A 24436-nucleotide genomic window follows, 5' to 3' on the forward strand; every position below is an offset into this window, starting at 1 on the left:
TTCGAGACGCAAACGACCAGGTCGCAGAAGCTAGAAAACCCAGAACGGGATTGAAACTTGCGTCCGGCAAGGGGGTGTCCTCGCGGTACTCCATGTCGCAGAAGCTAGAAAACCCAGAACGGGATTGAAACTGAGGCAGACGACTACAACCTTCGAGTCCCCGGATTGGTCGCAGAAGCTAGAAAACCCAGAACGGGATTGAAACAGCAGTTCGCTGTCGCGTCGGACGCCTCCCCACGGTCGCAGAAGCTAGAAAACCCAGAACGGGATTGAAACTCTTCTGGTTCTGTCATGGATTCGTCTGTCTGCGAGGGTCGCAGAAGCTAGAAAACCCAGAACGGGATTGAAACTCTTCTGGTTCTGTCATGGATTCGTCTGTCTGCGAGGGTCGCAGAAGCTAGAAAACCCAGAACGGGATTGAAACTGGCAGAGTTCGAACTTACGTTCGAGGTCACCTAGTCGCAGAAGCTAGAAAACCCAGAACGGGATTGAAACCGGACTGGCCTCCCTGCTCCCCCGACGTGCCTGTCGCAGAAGCTAGAAAACCCAGAACGGGATTGAAACCATTTGTAAACGGTCATTGTTCTATTTCCAAATGTTCAGGGTCGCAGAAGCTAGAAAACCCAGAACGGGATTGAAACTCATCGCCTGCGTCGGTCGCACTCGCCGTCGCCTGGTCGCAGAAGCTAGAAAACCCAGAACGGGATTGAAACATGTGTCGGACTTGCAACATCGTCACGGAGTTCGGTCGCAGAAGCTAGAAAACCCAGAACGGGATTGAAACCGGATAAACACGATTCCGCTGTCTGTTCGCCCAGACGAGTCGCAGAAGCTAGAAAACCCAGAACGGGATTGAAACTGATTAAAGGAATGCGTGATATTGGTGAAATGCCAGTCGCAGAAGCTAGAAAACCCAGAACGGGATTGAAACAGGTCTTCGACTACCGAACGGAGGTTGTTGTCTCTCGCGTCGCAGAAGCTAGAAAACCCAGAACGGGATTGAAACGCGTTGGTCATCGTCGGATTGCTAGTTGTTATCGACGGTCGCAGAAGCTAGAAAACCCAGAACGGGATTGAAACCGGGAGGTATCGCCGGTTGGTGTCAGGGTGGCGGAGTCGCAGAAGCTAGAAAACCCAGAACGGGATTGAAACGACTCTGCGAAACTCAGAGCGTTTGGCGCGGTCGTGTCGCAGAAGCTAGAAAACCCAGAACGGGATTGAAACACCGCGACATGAAGTTCGGGCGTCACGAGGGCAAGAGTCGCAGAAGCTAGAAAACCCAGAACGGGATTGAAACAGGTCTTCGACTACCGAACGGAGGTTGTTGTCTCTCGCGTCGCAGAAGCTAGAAAACCCAAACCGGGATTGAAACGAAGAAGCGAAAGAAATCTCGAAATCGGCAAGCGCAAGTCACAGACGCTAGAAAGCCCAAAAAGGATTGAAACAGTTCCAACTCGCCGTTCTCAACGCCGCGAATCGGGTTACGGAAGCTAGAAAACCCAGCACGGGATTGAAACCGGATCAAGAAGGCGCTCGACGAGACGCTAATGAAGTTATGGAAGCTAGAAAACCCAGGACGGCATTGAAACCATTGTGATGACCCGGTACCGTGGAGTTCCGGTTCAGTAGATGGTGCAACTCGAATACTGGGCCGCAGGCGAGTGGCGGGCCGTCGCGCGCTTCGACCACGACGGGGCGGGGCGGGCTACCGGACTGCAGTTCGGAGCGGCCTGCACATGGACATTCACCGACCCGATGGGACGCAGGTGGGGAAGCGCCGTGATTTTCCCGAGATTTCGCGTGCCGAAGGGCCGCGCTTTGCGGAAGAGTATTTACGACGCCACCACGAAAGATTAATCAGGAGGTTCGAAACGTGGCTGTAGAAGACCACCCCAACAGTGTACGCGAGTTCATGGAACGCGAATCGGACGAGTACGAGCCAGCCAGTGACGACCAACTGGACGACTGGCTTGCCGAGGCTCCTGACCCTGACGAGATTTTCGACGCCATCGAAGCCGACTACGGCTGTCCACCCGACAGTGCCCGTGACGAGTCACAGAGCGGCTACGACCCAACAGAGCACTAGCTGGGTGGTTCCACGGTTCTTACAGCACTAAAAAAGTGAGCTAGTTGTAGACACTAGAAAACTCAGCACGGGATTGAAACTTGAGACAAATCGTTCCCACCTGATAACCCGCGTCACGTCGCAGACACTAGAAAACCCAGAACGGGATTGAAACACCAGTTTGATAAATCCAAGCGCCTGTCCGAGCCGTGGTCGCAGACGCTAGAAAAGCCACGACGGCATTGAAACTAATCACCCCCCGAAGCGGTTGAACCACGATGTTCCAGTCGCAGAAGCTAGAAAACTCAGAACGGGTTTGAAACAACCGGCTCTTGGTTCGTCAGCGGCTTTGCCCGTAGAATAGAATAACCATTAAAACTAATTACATTGGATTCATCCAGTTACAGAAGAATATTGGCGAAGTGCACTATATCAAACACTACTTGAAACAATCAAAGATAAAATTGGAAACCTCGACGCCGACGATCTTGAGTAACATGACGGGTAACAATGCCTGATGAAACTCCGATGTCGATTACGTTGACAAGCGCAACGCGCGAAAAGGAATTTCGGCTCTTCAGCGAACCCGTGATCTATGAGCGGCTCCGGTCGTTAGACGGAATGCTCTGGCGTGATGTGACCAACAATCGCTACCATCTGCTAACGAACGAAAATCGTCACGACGGACGGACGACAACGCGGAAGACGATTGTTCTCACTTTTACGTTTGAGGACGAGGAAGTTATCGTAATTGGACAGCATCACCAACACATAAACTACCAGGAATCGACTCAGTACGAACATTACCACAGCGTAGATTCTCTATTAGAATTAATAATGATTGAGAGTGGCGAGGCCAACGCCGACGATCTTGACTAGGACGAGTAGTTCATCTCTATCGCTAGATCGAATTTTGCGAAGCTTCTTACGTAATCACACGCCTGTATTATTTACCAGGGAAATAATTCGGTGACTCCAACGGCGAACGTCCTCGGATAGTGTTAAAATGGTCAGAGATGACTCTGGAAGTTTGGTTCAACCCGCAACTTGAGACAGTCGGAAACAACGATAGAACGGTATCAGAAAGAGAACAATCGTTTTTGACTACTGCAGACTGCTAGTCTGACTTTTGCATTTTCCGGATTCGATAGCTCTGGAATATCAGCGGAAGTCCTAAAGAGACAATAAGAATCGCTATTAACAGAGCCTCGAGGTCTGCATTAAAGCTGTCATAGGCACCTGCATAGTATGCTCCAACCCCAGCAAGCGTGATGAGGATGCCAAGTCCAACCAAGTATCGTGAGTTGATTTCCATGTGTTCTAGTACAGCTTATTCGCTATATTTATTGCTTTTTTCACGAACCATACTCAAGACATTTACCGCAAGTGATGGAGGAGAACAATTCCACACGTCCCAGTCCAACAGCCAATGCAGAGGATCGCATCGGGAATCGTGGTCGCAACATAACAGAACCACGCACAGGCGGGCCTATCCCCTCAGTGTTCAGTGGGCCACACGGCATCGCTCGCCCGGCGCGTACTTGCGTTCGTAAACCAACCGTTCGAGACCATATGGAACATGCCCGAAACAGTCGCTCTCGGACATACTCACCCTTCAATTCCACGAGCAAGACCGCCGTTCGGTCGTCGCTCCGAACAGTGTCTATCCGACTACCGTTGTACATGGTAGGTATCGAAGCCGCTGTACTCGTCTTTCTCAACACGTCAAAACGCGCCGTCAAATAGAACCGAACCGCCGTGGTCGGCCTTTTCATCCGCTTATTTCATGAATCTTTCCAGTCTATCAACAACTGAGTGACTGGTCACCCCGGTAGGTAGACCATAGTAATCTTTCAAGTAATCTCGCTAAGAATATCTTAGTATAGGAATACATGCCGTTCACCGCTATAATTGACGGCGAGTTAACCGCACCTCATGCGGCCGAGAAGAGCGATTCAGCGGAGTGCCCTGCCTGTGGGAACCAGCTACGAATCCGGGATTCACATCAGAGAGACGATTCCTTCGTTGCGCGCCACTTCTGGCACCCGACCACACCGCCGGATGGTTGTGCTGGCGTCGGTGGAGAATCAGCAGAGCATCGGAAGATGAAGTCCATCGCCGCCTCGAAAGCCAGTTCCGTATTCGCGGGCGCAACCGTGTCCATCGAGCAGGACGTGGACGACCGACGGGCGGACGTACTCGTAGAATTTCCTCGTGAGCATAGCCGCCACGGGAAGGGACTCGCTATCGAAGTTCAGTACAAACACGACTCGAAGGATACCGAAGCTGTCGAGTCGACGTTCCATTCGAATGGCTACAGCGTACTGTGGCTAAACACGGATCACTTCAGCGACCGTGACGTGAACCTCGGCGATGGAACACTCGCGGCGTGGTGGCCGACGCAGGTTCCAGACATAGGCGAATGGTCGGGTTTTCACAACATCGTCACGTGGCTTCGGCAGGCACAGAGTCCAGCGGTCGAACGGGAAATTCCGTTCCCAGACGAGCTATTTTCCGAGGCCCATGCGTTGCTCTGGGCCGAGAATCTGTATAGACTGCATGACAAAGGGGACGGGAGATTTTCGATTTTCAGTACGTCGCTCTTCGATAGCGGGCGAACGAAGAGCGACATCGGACTGGCTATGGATGGATCGGGTGGACCGAGTGTGTTCATCCGAAAGACTCGCCGTGGCGATGTCGAATACGAAGCGGATCCAAATCTATTCCGACGAACTCGAAAACTACGTCGTCTCTCGAACATTCTCGAATCGTGGGATCCAGAACGACGGCAGAACTGGGCATCGAGGCAGGTTGGAGTGGAACCTAAAGATTGGGTGGACGTGTGGGAAACTACAACTGCGATGTATCGCTTGGCCCTTCTCTGCCGAGCAGATACCGGAGAACCAGTGGTAGTCTTCGAGGACCACTACCAAGGACAGATTACGGCGATGGTGGAGCCGCAGCTAGCGTCTGCAAATATTCGGAGGGTGATTGAAGCGTGCAAACGGATTCAAGAGGTACAGAAACAACGATACAGAAACGAGAGCACCGATAGAGAGACGACGTAGAACAGCGTACACCCTCTGGAGCTGCTTGAACCGATTCCGCGAACCTCATAGTATTAATAAACAGGAGGTTGTGTAGGCCAGATTTTCTCGACCTAAATTTTATCTCAATGTGTGTAAGTGAATCAGTGAATCCATGAGTTACTGAAATCAGGATGCTTTGAATTTGTGACAAAAAGGATTCTGTGAATCCAATAACGAAGTGACTAACGAGGTTCATTGAATCCATGAATCAATGATTTATAGAACCAATGAATCCAAGAAGCACTGAGCCAGTGACACAGGGAAATCCAGATATTCAGAATCGAGGAATCATAGAATCAATGATTCAAAGAGCGTGGAAAATACAGAGTTAATGAATCAAAGAATCAGTGATTCCCCATAGGCAAACCAAATTTTTAGACTTCAGTAACCTAAACTGCTTAATTAGAACTTTTAAAATCAAAAAGCACAACGAAATGTCTGACGTGGATTTATGAGTCATTGATTCAATGATTGAATTATGACCGAGTCACCTCGTGGATGGGGCGTCGCACCATCAACCGGCATCCCCACTATCGCCTTCGGCAATCAGAAAGGCGGGACTGGGAAAACGACGGCAACGATTAACAGTGCCGCCGCGCTGGCCACTCACGGCCACAATGTTCTTGCGATCGATATGGATCCCCAAGCGGACATGACAAAAGGACTTGGGCTAGGTCCGGGCGACGACAACGACCCGTCGAGCCCGAAGAACGACCTGCCAAACACACTCATCACCGACGACGCAAATCTCCTAGACGTTCTCGTCGACAATCCACGCACGCACGACACGAGCCTTTCGGAGATCGTAATCGAGGCCGACGAGTACGACCACCTGAACTTCGACCTGGCTCCCAGCCACAAGGACATGGGTCTCGCACGAGATTGGATGGACGATGCGAACGCCCGTCTTTCGTTGAAACTTGCCCTCGAAGAGTTGGTCGAGGATGGATACGACTATGATTTCATCCTCATCGATTGTCCCCCCGACCTCTCAGTTATGACAGACGCAGCGTTCATCGCAGCTCAGAACGTCTTTCTGGCAGCACAAACTCAAGCCACATCACGAGACGCTCTGGACGACCTCTGGGACCAGCTGGAGTCCATTGAAGACAATCAGCAGATCGAGATTGCAATCGTCGGGCTTCTAGCGAATATGTACCGTGACGATGGTCAGTCCCAAAAGTTCCTGAACGCGTTCGACGAGTCGTTCGCCTCAATGGCACCGATTTTCAAACTCCCAATGCGGGTGGCGATACAGCGCGCGTGGGACAACGGACGAGATATCTTCGAATGGGAGGACGCAAACGACCAAGGCGTAGAGCGTGACCTCTTCCTAGAAGTCGCAGAGACGATGGAGCGAGCGTTCGACAAAGCACAGGTGGAGGCATAGTATGCCTCGAGGAATGGACGAGCGATTCGAGAACCCCTCCGACGAAGTAGAAGAGGAGGACGCAATCACGGACGAAGAGACCGCAGAATCGCCGTCGGAATCAGAAGAACCCCGCCGTGAAACTGCAGGAACCGAGCAACACAAGACTACCTCTACGACCGATACTGACTCGTCGACTGCCGAGCCAGAGCAAACAGACGACGAACCGTTGAATATCCGCGAGGATTGGGATTCAGCTACGATATACGTCGAACCGGAGCAGAGTGAAGACATCGAGATCACATTCACCCGCCTCAAGAAACAGCTGAAACGCGAGAACACCACGCTGGAGAAGAACAAACACTTCTATCGCGGTGTTTTCGAAGTGGCGTTTGGTGAACATCAGGAAGAAACGAAGGAAAAGATTCGCGAACTAGCAAAGGAAGACAACGATCAATGAATCATTGATTCACAGAACCACAGATATTATGAGCCTGACATCTCCATGAGATTCGCAGTATCGACTCTCCATTACTCCTTTGGAAGTCAGGATTAATTGTCACCCATATATTATTGAGTTAATAGCGGCTTCGCTGCTTTCTTCTGAATATCGGTGGCTCGAAATCCCAGAGGGTCACCCCTATCGATTTGTTGTGTGAAAAACCACCAAGACGTATAGAGACACCTCTATCGACTTGTTCATATCAATGAGGGAGCTGGGGTCACCGACAACGCCCACACCCCTATCGATTTGTTCGAGAAACACGTTACTGTCTGAGCTGTGCGTTCACGATGGTGCGGAGTTCGTCATCGTGGACGTCATCTAGGCGCGAATCTTCCCGAAGCGTCTCGATGATGGTTTCCGGGTTTTCACCAAACGTGAACTCAAGATAGCTGCCCGAGTGTGGCCCTTGGCTCTTCCGTTCTGTCTCAACCAACGAATACGTCGTGAGTTCCTTCATCTTATTCACGTACGTCTCCTGGTGGTACTGATCCGAACTAAGGGTACCTGTTAGGTACTGATATACTCGGTACCCGGTCGGGCTTTTCGCTGCACCAGTTCCGGTTTCACGTGCCACAGCCGCAGTCGCGAAAAGACAGAGCTTCTTCTGCGTGCTAATCCCACGAGTTACCTCTAACACGCGGTTTTTCTCAACCTTATCTTGAGCTTCTCGAACGTGCTCCTCACGGACTTTGTCCGCGCCTGTTCTTTCTGCAATCGATCCCGCTGTTCGCATCAGATCGATCGCCTTCCGTGCGTCCCCATTGGTTTGTGCGGCGAATGCTGCTGCGAGCGGGATGACATCATCACTGAGTGCATCCTCGTGGAAAGCATCTTCTCGGGCCTGGAGAATTTCCCGGAGTTGATTGGCGTCGTAGTCGCTGAAGTGGACATCTTCAGGAGTAAACGAACTGAGAGCACGGCTACCGACGCTCTCCATCATCTTCGTATCGTTAGTAATGGCGGTTACGGAGACCTGAGCATTGATCTCATCGGTGCTTCCAGCACGAGAGAGCTGATAGAGAAGGCGGGAGAAAGCTGGCTCATCCTTATCGCGACGACCGACAAGCATATCGAGTTCATCGAGGATGAACACGACGGTATCGTAGTGTTCGTTGATGAGACGATAGAGTTCGCGCCATTTTTTCTTGTTTGGAATGCCGTGTTCGGGAACGTCGACAGTCGTTCCGATGTCGTTCGCCACCTTTCGGACAAGTTCATAGACGGTTGCACCGAGGGTACCTACATTCTGGCAGTTCATCTGGATGACGCCAAACCGAATATCGCGACTTTCGCAAAGTTCGACGATGTTTTGACAGACGGCGTTAATGATCAGAGATTTCCCGGTTCCAGACGGTCCATAGAGGAGGAGATTCGGTGGCCGCTCGTTACTAATCGCGACGCGAAGATGCTGAGTAATATCGGTGAGCTGTGTATCACGACCGACGATCCGTTCCTCATCGACGATCTCGTTCGGTTCAAGCAGAGAACGGTTCTTGATGAGACTCGCTGTTTCCTCCTGTTCGAGGATGAGATCTTTAATCGAACCCGTGGACTTGGGGGTTCCCTCGGAACCAGGATTCGGTGGCATGCCGGATTCCACTCTATCAGGATACTAAAAGATTCCCCTGTCGATTTCTTTTCTATAAGTATGGCGTTCAGAGGTAGGGTTTGAGAGGGTTAGACCGTTATCTACCTTGACCTCCGACGATTTGTTAGGAAGTTCTCGTCTGGACAGATTCACGAGAAGTTCAGCACACCCTCTCACCTCTATCGATTTGTTCTAACCACAAAGGAGGGGAGGGTGGCAGAATTTTCGAACGGATTACTATCGCATCTACGCCACGATTAACGCAGAGCTGAGAACCGTCGTCTCTATTCTCTTTTTCTTCTTTCTAGTACTAGCTTATAGCTAGCTAGAAGAACGCACCTCTATCGATTTGTTCTATACGCCTGTTGTCTGCCGAATTTGGTAGTGTTGCAGTTGATAAATACGGCGACAATCGAAGGCCGATTTCTGGTGTGCTTTCCTCTCGTGGATTCCCAGTGATCTACTCCCTTCCCACGCCCTTTTTCGCCAGAACAAATCGATAGGGGTGTGGGTGTGGTTTTTGGGCTACCGTCACGATATATCCGTCTACCATGTCTGGAGAGTTGCTATTCTCGATTTCGGCATTTTCTCTTTATCGGTTCTCTCGTATCCATCCATGGATTCCTCCCCGATGAACAAATCGATAGAGGTGACTCTCTGTCTGCAGGTGGTTTCGGTGAACAAGTCGATAGGGGTGCGTCTTTCCAGCTACTCGTCCGGATTAACTAGTCCTTTGTATTTTGATTTGACACACTCTCCCTCTCGCCACTGCCAGTAGTAGTAGCGATTGTCGTTGATCTCTTTGATCGTGATCGTCGCTTTCGAAGGGACGTCATCGGGAAGGTCGTCGGGGCGGTCTTCGATCTCATCTTCGTCGTTTTCTTCTGTGAGGCGGGCTTCACGTTCCTGGTACTCGGCGAGTTCCTCAGCATAACGCGCAACATGCCGGAGCCTATCAGACGAATAGTCGTTGAGTGTGTTGATGAGGTTGGTGGGAAGTTCCGATGGCGACGTCGGTGGTTCGTAAGACATGGGCCCAGTCTGTATTAACCAACACAAACGCTAGATGCATATCCCTGTTGGTTAAACTCGTAACCCACAATTCTCAATCGTACTTCAGTAGCTGTAACACAAAACGCGGTTGACGATCACCCGAGTAACCGGGCGAAGGTGGTGAGCCGAACTGTAGTTAACCAACAAAATCTGAGAAACTTGCTTGTCTGTTGGTTAAATCCATTTCTGCCTACTTTATTCGTGCTGAACTAACCGCGGAGTAGCGCGTACACATCAACATAGGGCAGCGAGGCAGTGAGGGCACAATAGCCGGGCCCTGATGGGCGAAAACAAAGAGAAAGACCGGCAACTGCTCGAAGTCTTGGACAGATACCTGTAGCCCCACTTCGGACCCAGTAGTCCGATATCTAACCGCGAGAAGGCCGCGCCCCCGGCAGAACCCCGGGCGCGGTAGTTCTTTATTGGACCACGTTACCGCCGTTGATGTCGTGGTGATCGATACAGATTCAAGATCGATAGAGCCTTCTTGAATTGGGCTTATGCCCAGTCTGCCGGAACTGGGACCTTCAGGCCGGAAAGGCCTGCTGCGATTATGCCCAAAATCCAGAAGTTGCCGGTGTATATCGCAACAGCGAGTATCACCGTCAAGAGCAACCACTTCGGGTTGCGTAAATGCTCCAGAGCGATGTTAGATATATTTTCAGACATTGTTCTAAGATTCTGTTCTGCGGGTCTCGGTCAGAGAGAGGAGATATCGTCATTGACCCGTGGGTGAATATTATCGGATGGGTATTTCAGTTTTCTCAAGACAATTCAGCCGAGAAGGACGTTGATCTGCGTCGACATTCTGCAGTACGGGCCAAGGTTTTGATTAGTTCGAGAACTGGTCGGTCTGTACTTACTGACTCAATTAGCTCACGTTAAGTGTCGAACCGACGGCCAATACGCGCTCTCTCTGACGCAACGGATTTTTACGCTGTTTGGTTCACGTTCACCCAACGAACCGGTTCCTGAACTCCTTCACAGTCGAACTTTCCGACGCCAGTACCGAATTCCGAGACAGGGTTTCTCATTGATGCTGGTGGCTATCTGACTGCTTGGTTCGTCATGAATTGAGCGGTCAGCTCAACTACCACACGAGGAACCACATCGAAAATAACCACGGACAGCCGATTCAAGCGTTCCACGATTGAACGCCAGCTAAGGCTTTAGAACCAGACAGTGCCTAGACTTCGCTCCGTTCTAGCAGTATAAATCGCGGTGTTCTATCGTATCGACTCGTATCTGTGAAAAGAGGCTACCACTCCTGACAAAAGAAAGCTAATAATATTTTAATAACATTAGGGGTCGAATGGATACAAAATTAACGCCAACCCTGACCGGGATAGACAATAGTTCTCCCACACGCGGTGGGTCTGTCCAGCTTGGAAGAATCGATCGATACGGTCGGTGATTGCGGTTCCGTTCGCGGTGAGCCAGCTTCGCTGTTCCACTGTCAACGTCTCCTCTTGGACAGCGAGCAGGCGTCCAAAGGCGTCTTCGGCGTACTCGTGGTACTTTGCCATGAAATCCGAGGCGGGAACGCACAGGTGGTTGTCCGCGATGTGGGCCTGAATCTCGCCCTGCTGTTTTCCATACCCATCCGCACGAGCAAGGAACTTTCGTGAGGCGGCGACGAGCGTGTTTCGGTGTGAGTAGTCATGGAACCGCGACTGGATCAAGCCATGTTTGAAACTGCTGGCTCGCTCTCGATTCACCAATCAACGTGACGAGGTCATCAATCCAGCTTTTGATGGTACTGTGCATCTGGTCGCGTCGGGATTCGAAGTCGTCGAATGATACCGCTGCAGAATCACTCGTTGCCATGCGTTCGTCCTGGGACTGGTCGATTTGGACTGCCCCGAATCCGTTAGGGGCACAAACAACAGCTGTACGTCGTCTCCTGTCCGTCTTACCGAGACGGCGACGGCCATAGAGTACGAGCAATTCGGCAGTGTCGCTCTGAAACCGAGACTGCAGCGTGTCGAGTTCCTGCACCCGGTTGACGAAGCGTGAGCGAGTCATACAACTACTTCGAGGGAGCGGTAGATAGTGCTGGCGATTATCTAAATCGTAATTTTACTAATTTCGATTTTACTACTGTTGGCTCTTACCGACAGCGTTTCAGGCACCAAATTTCACATAGAATTATACGTTTAGGTTGTCGATTCTGCGGTATATGTATAGCGCACTTCGCGTCGATACCTTCGTCTTCGACACGTGGGCGATGCAGACGGCGTACAGTCAGATTGCTCTCGACGGGACTTCAGTCGAGGCAGAGTACGACGAACGAGCGTTTCGGACGCTTCTCGAACTCTTCTGTGACTGGTCGCCAGTTCGAACAGATTCGTTAAACAGTTCAGCCGTTGATTCGCTTGACGACCTCGACGAGAGCGAAAAGCGCGACCTCTATCAGCGGTGTTGCTCGAAGCTCGCGAATAATCTTGAAAGCCAGTACAGCTACGACGCGACCGAAGCGGACATCCGTCGGTTCGCAACAGCACTCTCGACCGAGTCGAATCGAAAAGACGTCGCCGACTTTCTGCTGAACTACCTCTGGAGATTCTCACAGCAACTCCACGAGTTCGACCCGAGTGCGGACGGAACCGAGGACACGCAAGGACTGCTGAACGTTACGCACAATCTGCCCGCAGACTACCGTGAGGTCAAACAGCACCAGTACGCCGGATCGCAGAAAGTCAACCACGTTCGGTACCAGATTCTCGATAGCCTCCACGACGATGGTATGATTCCAATCGACCGACTGGAAGGCATCAAAGAGCGGGAGGCCGAGAAGTTCGAGACGGACGTCTTCCGACAGTGGAGCAATTATAAGATCATCGGACAACTTTACTTCGACTTCTTCAAACCACGAATCGACGGGTATCTCGCTTATCTCGCGGACTTCCTTGCGACGGAACTCAACGTGGCAGACCACGACGTTCACACAGTTCACTTCACTGCACCGCGAAACTTCCTCTCGAACTTTGCGTGGCTAGCGATATATCCCGGTGTAGCGGGAGGCCAACAGGACGAACATCAGTTGTATCTCGGCGTCCACTGGAATCGCGTTGAGTACGGACTACACGTTGGCGGGAATCTCCGCGACGAGGACGACTGGAAAGACGACCGTGACTTGGAGAAAGCACAGGCCGGTGAAACCATCTCTATCGACGCCGTTCTCGGAAAACTTCGTGAAGTCGAAGCGAGTTATCTCGCGCTGAACGGTCTCGTTGACTCACCAGAGAAGCCATCTCGTGGCGACGAAATCGCCCGCCAGCTACACGCGACGAATCAGGTCGTCTTCTACGGCCCGCCGGGGACCGGGAAGACGTATGTTGCACAGCGATTCGCCCGATGGTGGATTCACGACCGGACTGGTTCCGAACCCTCGAAAGAACAGATTCAGACCGTAACGTTCCACCCGTCGTTCTCCTACGAGGACTTCCTCGAAGGGTTGACCGCAAGTGTTCGTGACGGAAACGTCACCTACGAAGTCGAGGACGGCATCTTTAAACGAGTCGCTCGAACCGCTCACGACGCGTACCGACAAACGAGGGAGAACGGCGAGACGCCGCCACCATACGTCCTCGTCGTTGACGAAATTAATCGTGGGAATCTCGCAGGGATTTTCGGCGAGACGATTACCCAGTTAGAATCCGACAAGCGACTCGACCGAGACAACGAGACAGTCGTCCGTCTCGCCCACTCGGACGAGTCGTTCGTCGTGCCACCGAATCTGTATCTCGTCGGAACCATGAACACTGCCGACCGATCTATCGCGCTGGTCGATGCGGCGCTTCGACGCCGGTTCCGTTTCATGGCGTTCCCACCGGCGTTCGACACTGTGGTCGATCATTACGGTCTTCCGGAGAAGCCACTCGACAGTGGTGACGATTTCGAAACCCTGCTCTGTCTCTCGGTCGCTGCCCTTCGAGAACTCAACGACCGAATCACGAAGTCCGCAGAGTTAGGAAAAGGAAAACAGATCGGCCACGCTCGGCTGTTCGGACTCGAAGGCACGCGTGACGTGCGAGACGCGTGGCGTTACGACATCCTGCCACTCCTCGAAGAGTACTACTTCGGTCACTTCGACCGCATCCAGCAGGAACTGTTCGACGGAGGCGGCACGGAACTGTTCGACTGGGAACGCGAGCGCGTTCGTGACTTTACGGCGTCCGACCTCACGGAGGCACTCGGTCAGTTGGTCGGCTCCGAGGTCGAACTGACGGGGACAGATAGTAACACCGGAGATTCTGGCAGCGAGTTACGCAAGCAGTGGGATAGAGACACCTTCTTCGAAAAAGTCGAATCCGACTTCTCGCCAGAAACCGTCGCCGTTTACGAGGATCTCTACGAGTTCGCAACGTCGGAAGCAGACACCGTCAGTTACGGGAGTGGCAATCGAACCGGAGCGATGCAAGCGTACTGGAACGAGTATCAGAACGGAAAGTACCTCGTATTCGAATCTCTAACCAATGGGTACGTACAGTTCCGATTCTGGGGTGCATCCGAGTCAGACATCCCCGTCTTCGAAACGTTCGCTGACCGTATCGCACCACTCGTAGACGAGCGACCGGGTCCTGCGTACCTCGTCTCGGAGGAATTCGAACAGCTTCGTATTCCCGTCAAACGTTTAGCCGATGTGTCAGCGATGGAACGGTTCCAATCGGCGGTCACTGGGTTTGTCCGAGAGTACGCGGAGTCCAGTGATGACGACTAACACTGAAGGCGACGGTCAGACGATAGAACTCGCCGAACACGACGTATCGGAACCGCTTGATCTCTCCGAGGAGACGCTTCGGGCAATCGATAGTGAGATCAACCGAAATGCAAAGCGGCTGGACTACGAGTACGTGGCCGACGGTTCCGTTCGACTTTCGACCTCCTCGCACGTCGGACTGGTCTCCCTTCCCGGCGATACGCAGGTTCGTATTCGACCGAAGGCCGCAGGTGACAACTTTCTGCGGTTGTTGCTCTACTCGCACGGCTCTAAATCGGAGATGTTGGACTCGCCAGTCGGTACTCGAAGTGGTGAGTTGTTCGTCGACACTATTGGCGCACTCTTTTCAGAACACGTAGAGTCGCTGTTCACGCAGGGACTCGGGAAAAAGTATCGGACGAACGAATCGAGAGAGAAGTACCTCCGTGGTCGTCTAAATGTACAGAAACAACTCGCTCATAGTGCAGTAACCACGACTCGGTTCGACGTTCGATACGACGAGCTGACACACGACACACCCGAGAATCAGGCGATCCTTCATGCAACTCGACTACTCCTTCGACTCGTCACCGACTCCTCACTTCAACAGTCCCTTCGACGGCACGAGCAACTGCTCAGACGGGACGTGACGCGTCGTCCCGTTCGCCCGCACGAGTTCGACCAAATGCACCTCGACCGACTGACGAGCCACTACAGGGATGTTCTCCGATTGGCAGAGTTGGTCGTTCGCGCTTCCTTTCTCGACAACTTCCAGCACGGTACTCGGGGGACATATGGCCTGCTCGTGAACATGAACCGCGTCTTCGAAGCCGTCGTTGAACAGGCGGCACAAACTGCACTGTCGAATACGAGTTGGTCGGTCGAACCGCAATCGCGTATTCGCCGACTGGTCACGGGTGGAACCCCTCGAATCAATATGTATCCGGATTTTGTTCTTCGCGGGCCGGACGGGGGACTTCGACTTGTTGGAGATGCGAAGTGGAAAACAGGAACCGTCAGTCAATCGGACGTCTATCAGATGACCTCCTACCAGTTGGCGGACGACGTACCCGGCGTTCTCGTGTATCCGTCCCAGAATGGCGGACTCGAGACCGAATATTCGGTCGACGAACGACTACCACTGAGAGTCGTCGAACTGCCAACATCCCGCTCCACGAACGACTTTCAGGCATTTTCTCGCGGTCTATCGACCGCTCTGAAAACGGTGTTCGATGAATTAGTCGTGCGTTGGTGAAAGGAACGATGTCCCCACGACAGTTTGCATCATTCAACCTACGCATTCCTGACTGCTGATAAGTGACTGTGATGGTCGCCTGTGCGACCTGACTTGTGACTTGAAGACGTGCGTATAGAAACTCAAGGATCGGGCGGTCGATAGGCACAGGGTATTTCCATTCCCTACAGGTAGTGTCATCGATGGGTCTCCCCGGACACCTGTTCGGACTCGGCATGAGAACGTTGCTGACGAGCGCGCTCAAGAAATAGTCTCTCGCCTCTCTTCGAGCTGAACGCTCTTCGGCGGCTCATTGAGTTTAACCAACAGCGGATCCGCTACTTGGTATTCTGTTGGTTAACCTCCGTATTTTTCTTCGAACGCGATTTCTTGCTGCACTAGATTTTCGATTCCCTCTCGAACGCCTTCTGTAAGAACTGTCTGACCCATCTCGGTTAGTTCGTAGTACGAGTACGTTTCTTTCGTCCCTGTATTCGGATCTCGTCGATTTCGAATCAGCGCAGCGTCCTTGAGCGTACGGAGTGGGTAGTGCAGCGCATTGTCTTGCTCTCCAAGTATCTCTGACAGCTCACTTGTGCTGAGTTCGGAACTCTGAGCGAGTGCGTTGAGGATCCTGAACTGCTTCGGTTTCGACGCGACTTGATACATTCTCAAATAGTCGTCAAGGTCAAAGAGACTAGTCTCTGGGAGTTCGACGCTGAGTATACCTTCGTCGGGGGCTGTCTCGTCGTCTGGTCGCCGAGAGTGTTCCGAAGAGTCCATTGGAGAACTAGACGCTCCAAACTACATTAAATATTTTTACTTCGGTGAAGTTGATGGCTTTCCACCTAAAAAACGCTTAGTAGAATCGTCTGACTTGGTGGTGGAAGCACATTCGTCTTCTCAGGTAGCTAATAGACGACATCGAGGTTGAGTTCGTCATACATCTTATCAAGCATCGCCAGAGCAGACTGAAAATGTGCGTAGTGTTTCTGCATGTATACAAATGTCTTATATAGCGAGATTACTGACTGAATATATCGACTGAAAATTATCCAATCGGGCGATCAACCGGAATATTTGTCTTGTTCAATAGGCGATTGAGTATCTTCCTCTGATTTCCTCTCTTTGCTATGCCATCGGATAGCTCCACACGTGTGGAAGGCGAGCAGGAATCACTGAGCAAGTCCGGTACACTCGACCAACTGCTATCGAGTATCAGTTCGGATTCTTTCTGGAGTTGGTATCGAGAGCGAGAGACGACTCGTAACATCGAAAACGGAACACCACAGTTCAATCGTCCCAGTCCACCTCCGTCACCGAATCAGCACACGCCGAGTCGGTTGCTCCAGTGCCATCGACGAGTATACTATCAGCTCAACAATGCTCCAGCCGAAACAACTCCACCAGAAGGTCTCTACTGGTTCGGTTCTCGGTTTGAAACTGATATCATCGTTCCTTTTCTGCGAAAACTCGTATCCCCAGACTTGTACGTCCGAAATTCTATTTGGGTCGATTTTGAAGTAGAATCTTCGAACAAAACACTCCGTTTTAAAGGGAAGACAGACCCGGTGGTTGTCGATGTTACTGGTGAACCGATTCTGCTTACAGAAATCAAAACGACATCGTCAGTCGAAAGCGTAGACGAGGTACGTCCACGTCACAGAGCACAGGTTCATGCTTGTATGTACGGTTTATCCCAAGAGTTCAATACTTCTGTTGAGGACACAGTCGTCATTTACGGAGATCGAAAGACATTGGATTTTCGGTCATTCTACGTTCCATTCGATCCGGAATTCTGGCATGACCACGTACTCGGCTGGATCGAGGAGAACAGTAAATATAGACGCACTGAGAAGTTGCCTCCAGCGAAACCGGAAGCCGAATGGGAGTGTTCTATTTGTCCATTTCAGCGCCGATGTGGGAAATCAGATGATCCATATTTTGACCTAGGGTTTTTCGGACTTCTTCCGTTGTTCAGTGGGTATTCGAAGGACAGAGTAGAAGCATATCTTCGAGCGCACCCGAATGCAAAACTGACACCAACGCTGGCGTATCAGTATTCTACCCTTGCTGATGAGGTTGGAGCATACGACTGGGTGTGTGAAGCGTGTTCATCTTCTTATTCCGTGGATGAAATCGAGTGGGCCGGGAGCGTAGAGCAACCGCCATTATGTCCGGTCTGCTGCCAAAACGAGATTCCTGCACCACTGTCCGATCCATCGCCAAGAAAACAGAAATTGCTGAATTGAAACTATGTAGTAGGAAGGTCAACTCCAGTTTACTCCTTCAGTATATAGCTATCTTATCCGTAGTTGGTTGCTCCTAAGATTGACAGTTTACATTATTATATCTATTAGGTGACTTATTTTGAGGTGACTAATTAGACATAGATCATTTGAGTGCCAAAACTACTCGTAACTGTATTTACTTAGGGGGTGTTTCTAAACAATTCGAAACAAATATCTTCTTTTAGAATGGTTATATGAGCGTTAAAAACAAATCTATGGACAAATCCATGTTGAAGAAGAATCAGAAAATTCTCGATTCTATGAAACAACGTAAATCTGTTCAAATCCCATTATGCTTCCTTTCCAGTTTTTAATTTTACAATTTAAATTTAGATATTTTATCAATACTGCGTGTGTGTCCCCATCTGAGGTTTTTTCCTCTGAAGAACTAAATTCATTTCCTCAAATAGCAAAATTATATATTCATTGTGGTATTACACCCAATCGTCACCTAAGGGGACAACTCTAGGTGATAAAACTCCAACAGTGTTCTCCCTATCAATAGCCATTGCTTTGGCTACATGATGAGGAGTGCCCAGGGCATGATAGTGCCCTGAGCTTGGAGCAGGCAACCAATCATGATATGCCCAAACTCCAGTAGCAGGTACGAACAGTATCAAGAAAAGTCCTCCGGGGACGACACAGACACACCTACTGCGTATCGCACCAGCAGAAGTATACGGCAGTCGAATCGAATACAAAATAAAAGTTATTCGAGATTGTGGATGTTCGCCAGTTCACAACTCGATGAGTACGCATGTGAGGCTGGTGAGGTTCGTTCGATACTCATGTCAAAACAGCACAGTCAGGGAGGGCCCACTACCTGTGTACGCGCGAGTATTGACCGAGTCTTAGGGAGGGGGGAGTATAGATGAACTCTCTCTCATCCCCCAGTGTCTCAACTGTGAGTGCGCTCCAAATGTCCGCAGTTGCGGTTGTCATGTTGCTGTTCGCCGCTCATATAAAAAGTATATATAATACAAAAGACCTTGGCAAAGGTTGCTCAGCTATAGCTGAGCAGTCCAAGCCGTATTTATCAAACCCATATAGCACCCATATGGCTATCTTCACCACCTGTCTAATTTGGATAGGTAGCCAGAGCGGTGGAATCGAGACAGGTATCGCAGCACTCGGACTGCTCCCTCCTGCCTCGATGAAAGACAGCCGGTGGGTGCTGCTTGCCCGGGTAAGTACTGATGGGCAATTGGACAACAAGAGCATCGAATCACAGCTCAACCATTTACGGAAACAGTGTGAGGACGCTGACGGAGAGATCACCCTTGAGATAGAACGTGCAGAGTCTGGAGCCGATATGGAGCGTGATTCATTGAAAAAGATTCTAGAGATGGCGAACAAGGATCAGTTCGATGTCTTGGGAGTCTGGAAACTAGATCGTCTCACCAGATCCAATCCATGGGAGGGCTTCGAGTACCTGCGGAAGCTAAAAGAAAGTGGAGCTGTCCTTTACGCCGATAACTACGGCTACTTTGACTGGAACGACCGAGGAGATTTCGAGATCATTGTCCGTGAAGTGCTGTTTGCCCGGGAGTGGTACGCCCGCATCAAAGAAAACGCAGAGCAAGGTCAACTTGAATGCCTGAAACAAGGTCAGTATCCGTTTGGACAACCGCCCTATGGGTACGAAAAGGGAGATCGCGGTGTACTCAGTCTTACTGAGGACGGTAAGGAAATCATCCCTGACTTGTTCAATACTTATCTGGAAGAGGAAAATCGAGCAGAAACGAGACGACAAATCAATGAAAAATACCAACTTGAGGGAGACAACCAGCTTACGGATAGCCAAGTGAAAACTGTTCTCACACAGTCTCTCTGCCTCGGCCAACTCACCTTGAAGGATCAAGTCGTCGAGACAAAGCCGGAGTTACAGTGTGTTACAAAGGAGACGTTCAACAAAACACAGGAACTCCTCAACGAGAGGAAACAAACGCCAACCGATGCGGAAACGTTCCCAGAGCCACTCGAACGAGCGACAAAACGCTTCGGCCCCGAGTTCCTCAGTACCCTCTTCGATACTCTGCATACTGTTTGTCCAGAATGTGGCGAATCTGTCGAAGAGACGAAGGGGACGACGACGGTCCGGGACACAATCCTCCGTGAGTACACTTGCGAGAGTTGTGACTTTAGAGGGCCACTGTTCGACCAACAACAGATCAACAAGTTAGACTCGACTGTTCCTTTGGGATGTCCCTACTGCATCTCAGTTGATAATTTCAGCAGCGAAAAGTCCTCATCGTCTGTGCTGGAGTACGTCTACACGTGTAACCTCTGTGCGAACAAGTTTGGGGTCAACCTACCGCCGAACACCTATCAGAGGGCATTCGAATGCCCCGAGGTTGCTTTCCGATGGGATCCAAATCAAGACACGGTTCTTGATGATGAGATCCAGCAAAATGGCGAGGAAGAGTTCGAACCCTCTACCTCTGAGTTCATCTGGTGTAAGATCCATCTCCCTGATGAGAGCGAGGATGACGATTCAATTAATAACCAATGTGACTACGACACCGATAACGACGACGATGACGACCCAGCAACTGCGCTCAATACAGTTAGCTGATTGTATCGTTTTCCCTGCTTGTTAACTACGAGGAACACCCTGTCGGCTACTTCGAATTTTGCTCTGTTAGTCCGCAATTTCAGTTGCGTTCTTAATATCGCGTGTTTTGAGCCAAACCGTCTCCTTCGTGACCCCTGCTGCATCACCTGCCTGTACTAAGGTGAGGGGAATATCGCGTGCTTTCGCAGCGAGATACAGGGACGCAACAGCAATTCCTGCTGGATTGCCGGAAATATCTGGCACCGACTCCAGAATTTCTCGGGCGTTCTTTTCCTCCTTCTCATCCAAAGATAGTTGTGATGCTAAAAACGTAATGTAATCTACTGGAGTGACAACTTTGCCGTTGATATCGAGTTCTGCCCGTAGCGAGCGATATCCCACTCGCAATTCCTCCGGTGAAGTTCCGCACACTTCCGCAATAACTCCGAATGGCCGAGGCTTTTCATGCTCTCGAAAGGTCACATAAATCGCTGCTGCGATCCCAACCTCGACCTTTCGTCCATGGAAATATCGGTGTTCCCAGGCAGACGCGAGAATTTCAACTGACCAGATACAGTCGGTCGTATTTCCACCCAACTGTCGCACGAATGATTCGGTTCGGCCAATCATTTCGACGAGCGTACTGTCCGAGGAGTCTTCTACCGAAGCAACATCGAGCCAGTCCTGATTCCCATTACTGGACTCTTCTAAACGTTGATCAAGTGAAAAGCTTCCAGTGATCTGGTCAGATTGACTCAAAACGAAATTGCAACTTCGACAGACCTGAACTCCGTTCTGAAGGGTTTCGGTATCGTCCAATTCGCACAAAGGGCATTTCGTGTGACTGCCCGAGGATTTCATTGATGCTCTCCGTTGTGGAATGAACGATATTCTGAGAGAATACGTTCTGCCTTCGATTGCTTTCGCATCGAATCCATCTGCTTGTTCGCACATTTAAATCGATGACGAGTTGATGTGACTTCCTCGAATAGCTCATCTGGGATGATTTGATACTCCTCGACATATTCTTCGAAACCGGCTATTCGGTATCGGCCAACGTACAAATCGTTGCGTAGCACCTTCCCAACCGATTGGCGACACCAGGTTTCGCCTCGCTTTGTCGTGAGCTTTTGCTCATTAAGCAGAAACGCAACCTGTGGCATTGACTGCTCTTTAGTGTACAACCTGAAAACCAGACGAACAAGCTCTCGCTCATCTTCATCAACAACAAGCGTACCATCTACTGTCTTCTGATACCCAAGTGGCGGATAGTCGTTGGGCCATTTATGATCCCGTGCTAGACCGTACATTCCTAATCTGACGCGCTGACTGGTCAGGTCGGATTCCAGTTCGGCAGCAGACGCTAAATTGCGGAAGTTGAACCGACCGACTGGATTCGTCGTATCGAGAAACTCAGTCACGCTATGAAGCGCCACGTCCAGTTTATCGAATTCCTCTTCAACTCTGACTAAATCAGTAAGTGAACGACAGAACCGATCCAGTTTCCAAAAGACGACGACATCGAATAGTCCATCTTGTGCACGGTCAAGCATCGACTGAAACTTCGGTCGCTCCGTATCGCGTCCGGATTCTGCTTCGTCAGTAAATACGAATATGACGACCCATCCAGCGTCTTCACAGAACGTCCAACACCGCTGAATCTGCTCACCAATTGAGTAGCCGAACCGTTGACTGTTTGAGGAGGTTCGAGCGTAGATTGCCGCACGTAGCTTTCCTTTCTCTTCGGAATCTGAGCCTGTGCTGGTTGCGGTGTTCGTACGCTCAGGAAATGGATTGTCCATTGTACGACTTCAGGGGTGGAAGAGACTTACTCAATGGTCGGTTGAGGGTGGCCTCTTCCGACTTAATGGTACTACATTTCCATATGACGTAGAAGAATACGTTTGATTTTGATCGGAACTGATTCGTCGCCTTCTGCCGTTATTCGTCGGAGAGCATGTTGTGAAATGTTGTGACTGTCGGGCGGCTAATTGCGAGTAGCAACTCCGCAAGTGGTAGATTTGGCCCCGGTCTGACCGTCTGGCGCTGGGCATCATAGATGATGATGTCTGCCTCTGCAAGTGTTGGTAGATGCGTCTGAGAAAGTGCGTTGTAAACGTTCCGATAGGGTTCGCCTGTTGCGTGTGCTACGCATGTGCCCGTTTCGCGACTGCTGATCATTTTAGCCAACTTTCGAACCGACAAAATCGGCTCACTTGTGGAGGAAACGATATCAATCATTGCTCGGCGTCGAGGGGCGCGGAGGGTGTGAAATAGACATGAAAGCGAGTCGGAGTCCCTGTCGGAATCGTTCTGCATGGTCAAGGTGGTGTGGTGTTTATTCCTCCTACGCCGGCCTTCTGAGAGCAATACTATCGACGATTTGTTCTACTCCTCGAACAATATTAGACATTCTGTCTCAAATTGAGCCATATTGTATCAATTTATTCACAAATCGATGTCGATAAGTAGGTTCTACAACTCAACCACAGCGATGCCCGTCCGCGACCGGCGTAGTTGGATGAACAAAGCAACCGACCCCGTACTCGAATTACTCGAGGAAGAGCTGGTCATCAACGGTCGCGGTATCTATTACACTCTCAGCCGACGAGCGGACAACAGCAGTGACGCGCCTGGTCGCGCTACGATTTACCGTGCACTAGATGAACTTGCCGACCACGGACTTGTTTCCCGCTACGAAGATAATAGTTCATATTTTCAGATCACTGCGGCTGGTCGTCGCTATCTCGCTGGAGAACCCCTAGAAGATACACAGTCTTAGCGAAATCACGAAGCTCTGACCGGAACTATCCTTTGAAGGCATTCCTTCTGCATGGGTCATATTCCGGAATGTATCCGAACGTGTTTCAACGGTTGATCGTTATACTCCACACCCTCATCTGATTGGTTCACAACGTACACACGAAAACAGCTAAGTTCGTTGGCTCACAATGTACACATCATGAGTATCGATAAGAAACGGGTTCAATTCCGAGCCCCGGATCGACTCATCAACCGAACCGATGCACTCGCCACGGTTCTTGGTGAAGACCGGACGGACATCCTCGTGACTGCACTCCGCGAGTACCTTCAGGACGCCGCTCACGACGATGTTCTCATTCAGGAAATTGCTGCAGCGTATTATGACGACGAGATCTCCTATAACCAACTCAAAGCACTTGTCGGTGCAAAAGAGGCAGCCAATTTCCGTGTGTTGAAACAGCAACTAGACGAAGACTTCATCGAAGACATCGCCGAGGAATGAATGACGAAACTAGTTGCAGATACTTCCGCGCTGGTAAGTCTCGGCATTGTCGCTGACACGAACCCCAATCCGCTATCGCTTTGTCTGGAGGTTCACCATGTGTACGTACCGACGGAAGTGGTTGAGGAACTCCGAGAAATTGCCTCGTATGACGATGTCCATGGTCGAGCCGCGAACGGAGTTCTTGACCGAATTCCAGAATTGACGACACAGTCTGTCGATCTTGATGCCGAGTTTCCGCTTGACGATGGTGAGAACGCCGCAGTGACACTCGCAAACGATATTGATGCCGAACTCTTTCTCTGTGACGAATTCAATAGCCTCGGTTTGATTCATGCCTCCTTGGTCGATACACGACTCGTGACGACGCCAACGCTGCTCTCGGTGTTTGTGCGAACTGAACAGTTGTCCTCTGACGACGGACGCCTACTTCTCAACGACATCAGTACCGCTCGAAGTTGGGATGGGAACAGTTACGTTCAGCGGGCGCGCTCGTTGCTCGATACTTCCTAATCTCGAAGTCCGCTATGTGTTGAAAATGATAATTATTCATCTCGAAATCTGCTCTGATTGTTTCGAAACTTGATTTTCAACACATTCAATCGGTGTCGATATCGGCTCTTTTTTGAAGAGAACACGCTGGGCACAGTAGGGCGGGAGCACTGTCTATGACTGATTCAGTCTCACGCTAACCAACAATGATCCCGAGAAGTGTATGAGT

Annotated in this window: 20 protein-coding genes and 1 CRISPR repeat array (1 of these 21 cut by a window edge); of the genes, 12 read left to right on the forward strand and 8 right to left on the reverse strand. The window is 50.7% G+C overall.

Going from position 1 to position 24436, the window contains the following annotated elements:
• Positions 1 to 1373: a CRISPR direct-repeat array (repeat unit 37 nt; unit sequence GTCGCAGAAGCTAGAAAACCCAGAACGGGATTGAAAC) (it extends 3800 nt beyond the left edge of the window).
• A gap of 363 nt (positions 1374 to 1736) precedes the next feature.
• The 5 genes from HL45_RS22065 to HL45_RS17615 all read left to right on the forward strand — a co-directional run bounded on the left by HL45_RS22065 (position 1737) and on the right by HL45_RS17615 (position 6983).
• Entirely contained in the window at positions 1737 to 1883 is a 147-nt protein-coding gene (locus HL45_RS22065) for a DUF7718 family protein (RefSeq protein WP_449404103.1), read from the forward strand.
• Entirely contained in the window at positions 1874 to 2086 is a 213-nt protein-coding gene (locus HL45_RS17590) for a hypothetical protein (protein ID WP_049972523.1), read from the forward strand. Before HL45_RS22065 ends, HL45_RS17590 begins: the two co-directional genes overlap by 10 nt.
• A 1871-nt stretch (positions 2087 to 3957) precedes the next feature.
• Positions 3958 to 5133 (forward strand): competence protein CoiA family protein, encoded by a 1176-nt coding sequence (locus HL45_RS17605; protein ID WP_144240123.1) that lies wholly within the window; start codon positions 3958 to 3960, stop codon positions 5131 to 5133.
• A 499-nt stretch (positions 5134 to 5632) separates the two neighbouring features.
• A complete protein-coding gene (locus tag HL45_RS17610; RefSeq protein WP_049972527.1) occupies positions 5633 to 6544 on the forward strand; it encodes a ParA family protein in 912 nt (303 codons plus the stop codon).
• 13 nt (positions 6545 to 6557) lie between these two features.
• A complete protein-coding gene (locus HL45_RS17615) occupies positions 6558 to 6983 on the forward strand; it encodes a hypothetical protein (protein WP_211250895.1) in 426 nt (141 codons plus the stop codon).
• Positions 6984 to 7290: 307 nt separating this feature from the next.
• Here the strand turns inward: HL45_RS17615 and HL45_RS17620 are convergent, their stop codons facing one another.
• The 4 genes from HL45_RS17620 to HL45_RS21690 all read right to left on the reverse strand — a co-directional run bounded on the left by HL45_RS17620 (position 7291) and on the right by HL45_RS21690 (position 11694).
• Positions 7291 to 8616, reverse strand: a complete 1326-nt coding sequence (locus tag HL45_RS17620) for an orc1/cdc6 family replication initiation protein (protein WP_049972529.1) — start codon at positions 8614 to 8616, stop codon at positions 7291 to 7293.
• A gap of 708 nt (positions 8617 to 9324) precedes the next feature.
• Entirely contained in the window at positions 9325 to 9648 is a 324-nt protein-coding gene (locus HL45_RS17625; RefSeq protein WP_049972530.1) for a hypothetical protein, read from the reverse strand.
• 1322 nt (positions 9649 to 10970) lie between these two features.
• The gene (locus HL45_RS17630) at positions 10971 to 11351 is read right to left on the reverse strand and encodes a primase-associated protein (RefSeq protein ID WP_049972531.1); all 381 of its coding nucleotides are present in this window, start codon (positions 11349 to 11351) and stop codon (positions 10971 to 10973) included.
• Positions 11329 to 11694 (reverse strand): ATP-binding protein, encoded by a 366-nt coding sequence (locus HL45_RS21690; RefSeq protein WP_084157093.1) that lies wholly within the window; start codon positions 11692 to 11694, stop codon positions 11329 to 11331. Before HL45_RS21690 ends, HL45_RS17630 begins: the two co-directional genes overlap by 23 nt.
• Before the next feature lie 154 nt (positions 11695 to 11848).
• Between HL45_RS21690 and HL45_RS17640 the strand changes: the two genes are divergently transcribed.
• Positions 11849 to 14392, forward strand: coding sequence for an McrB family protein (locus tag HL45_RS17640; protein WP_049972533.1), 2544 nt, complete (start codon positions 11849 to 11851; stop codon positions 14390 to 14392).
• Entirely contained in the window at positions 14382 to 15626 is a 1245-nt protein-coding gene (locus tag HL45_RS17645; protein WP_049972534.1) for an McrC family protein, read from the forward strand. The genes HL45_RS17640 and HL45_RS17645 overlap by 11 nt, the downstream gene beginning before the upstream one ends.
• A 336-nt stretch (positions 15627 to 15962) precedes the next feature.
• Here HL45_RS17645 and HL45_RS17650 read toward each other — a convergent pair whose 3' ends face one another.
• Positions 15963 to 16388, reverse strand: coding sequence for a helix-turn-helix domain-containing protein (locus tag HL45_RS17650; protein WP_049972535.1), 426 nt, complete (start codon positions 16386 to 16388; stop codon positions 15963 to 15965).
• 374 nt (positions 16389 to 16762) lie between these two features.
• Between HL45_RS17650 and HL45_RS20560 the strand changes: the two genes are divergently transcribed.
• Positions 16763 to 17857 carry a CRISPR-associated protein Cas4 gene (locus HL45_RS20560; protein WP_158413720.1) on the forward strand — a complete coding sequence of 365 codons (1095 nt, stop codon included), beginning with the start codon at positions 16763 to 16765 and terminating at the stop codon, positions 17855 to 17857.
• Between the two features lie 910 nt (positions 17858 to 18767).
• Positions 18768 to 20471, forward strand: coding sequence for a recombinase family protein (locus HL45_RS17655; RefSeq protein WP_084157097.1), 1704 nt, complete (start codon positions 18768 to 18770; stop codon positions 20469 to 20471).
• A gap of 66 nt (positions 20472 to 20537) precedes the next feature.
• Here HL45_RS17655 and HL45_RS17660 read toward each other — a convergent pair whose 3' ends face one another.
• The 3 genes from HL45_RS17660 to HL45_RS17670 all read right to left on the reverse strand — a co-directional run bounded on the left by HL45_RS17660 (position 20538) and on the right by HL45_RS17670 (position 22769).
• Positions 20538 to 21311, reverse strand: coding sequence for a transcription initiation factor IIB family protein (locus HL45_RS17660; protein ID WP_049972537.1), 774 nt, complete (start codon positions 21309 to 21311; stop codon positions 20538 to 20540).
• Positions 21308 to 22252 (reverse strand): recombinase family protein, encoded by a 945-nt coding sequence (locus HL45_RS17665; RefSeq protein WP_049972538.1) that lies wholly within the window; start codon positions 22250 to 22252, stop codon positions 21308 to 21310. The genes HL45_RS17660 and HL45_RS17665 overlap by 4 nt, the downstream gene beginning before the upstream one ends.
• A 139-nt stretch (positions 22253 to 22391) precedes the next feature.
• Positions 22392 to 22769, reverse strand: a complete 378-nt coding sequence (locus HL45_RS17670; RefSeq protein WP_211250893.1) for a DUF7344 domain-containing protein — start codon at positions 22767 to 22769, stop codon at positions 22392 to 22394.
• A 202-nt stretch (positions 22770 to 22971) separates the two neighbouring features.
• Here HL45_RS17670 and HL45_RS17675 point away from each other — a divergent pair, with 202 nt between their 5' ends.
• From HL45_RS17675 to HL45_RS17685, 3 genes are all read left to right on the forward strand, one after another.
• Positions 22972 to 23232, forward strand: coding sequence for a PadR family transcriptional regulator (locus HL45_RS17675; RefSeq protein ID WP_158413721.1), 261 nt, complete (start codon positions 22972 to 22974; stop codon positions 23230 to 23232).
• Positions 23233 to 23412: 180 nt separating this feature from the next.
• Entirely contained in the window at positions 23413 to 23715 is a 303-nt protein-coding gene (locus HL45_RS17680) for a hypothetical protein (protein ID WP_049972541.1), read from the forward strand.
• Positions 23716 to 24228 carry a hypothetical protein gene (locus HL45_RS17685; protein ID WP_049972542.1) on the forward strand — a complete coding sequence of 171 codons (513 nt, stop codon included), beginning with the start codon at positions 23716 to 23718 and terminating at the stop codon, positions 24226 to 24228. It abuts the gene before it with no gap.
• Positions 24229 to 24436: the final 208 nt, after the last annotated feature.

Source organism: Haladaptatus cibarius D43 (genome assembly GCF_000710615.1).
Taxonomy (GTDB): Archaea; Halobacteriota; Halobacteria; order Halobacteriales; family Haladaptataceae; genus Haladaptatus; species Haladaptatus cibarius.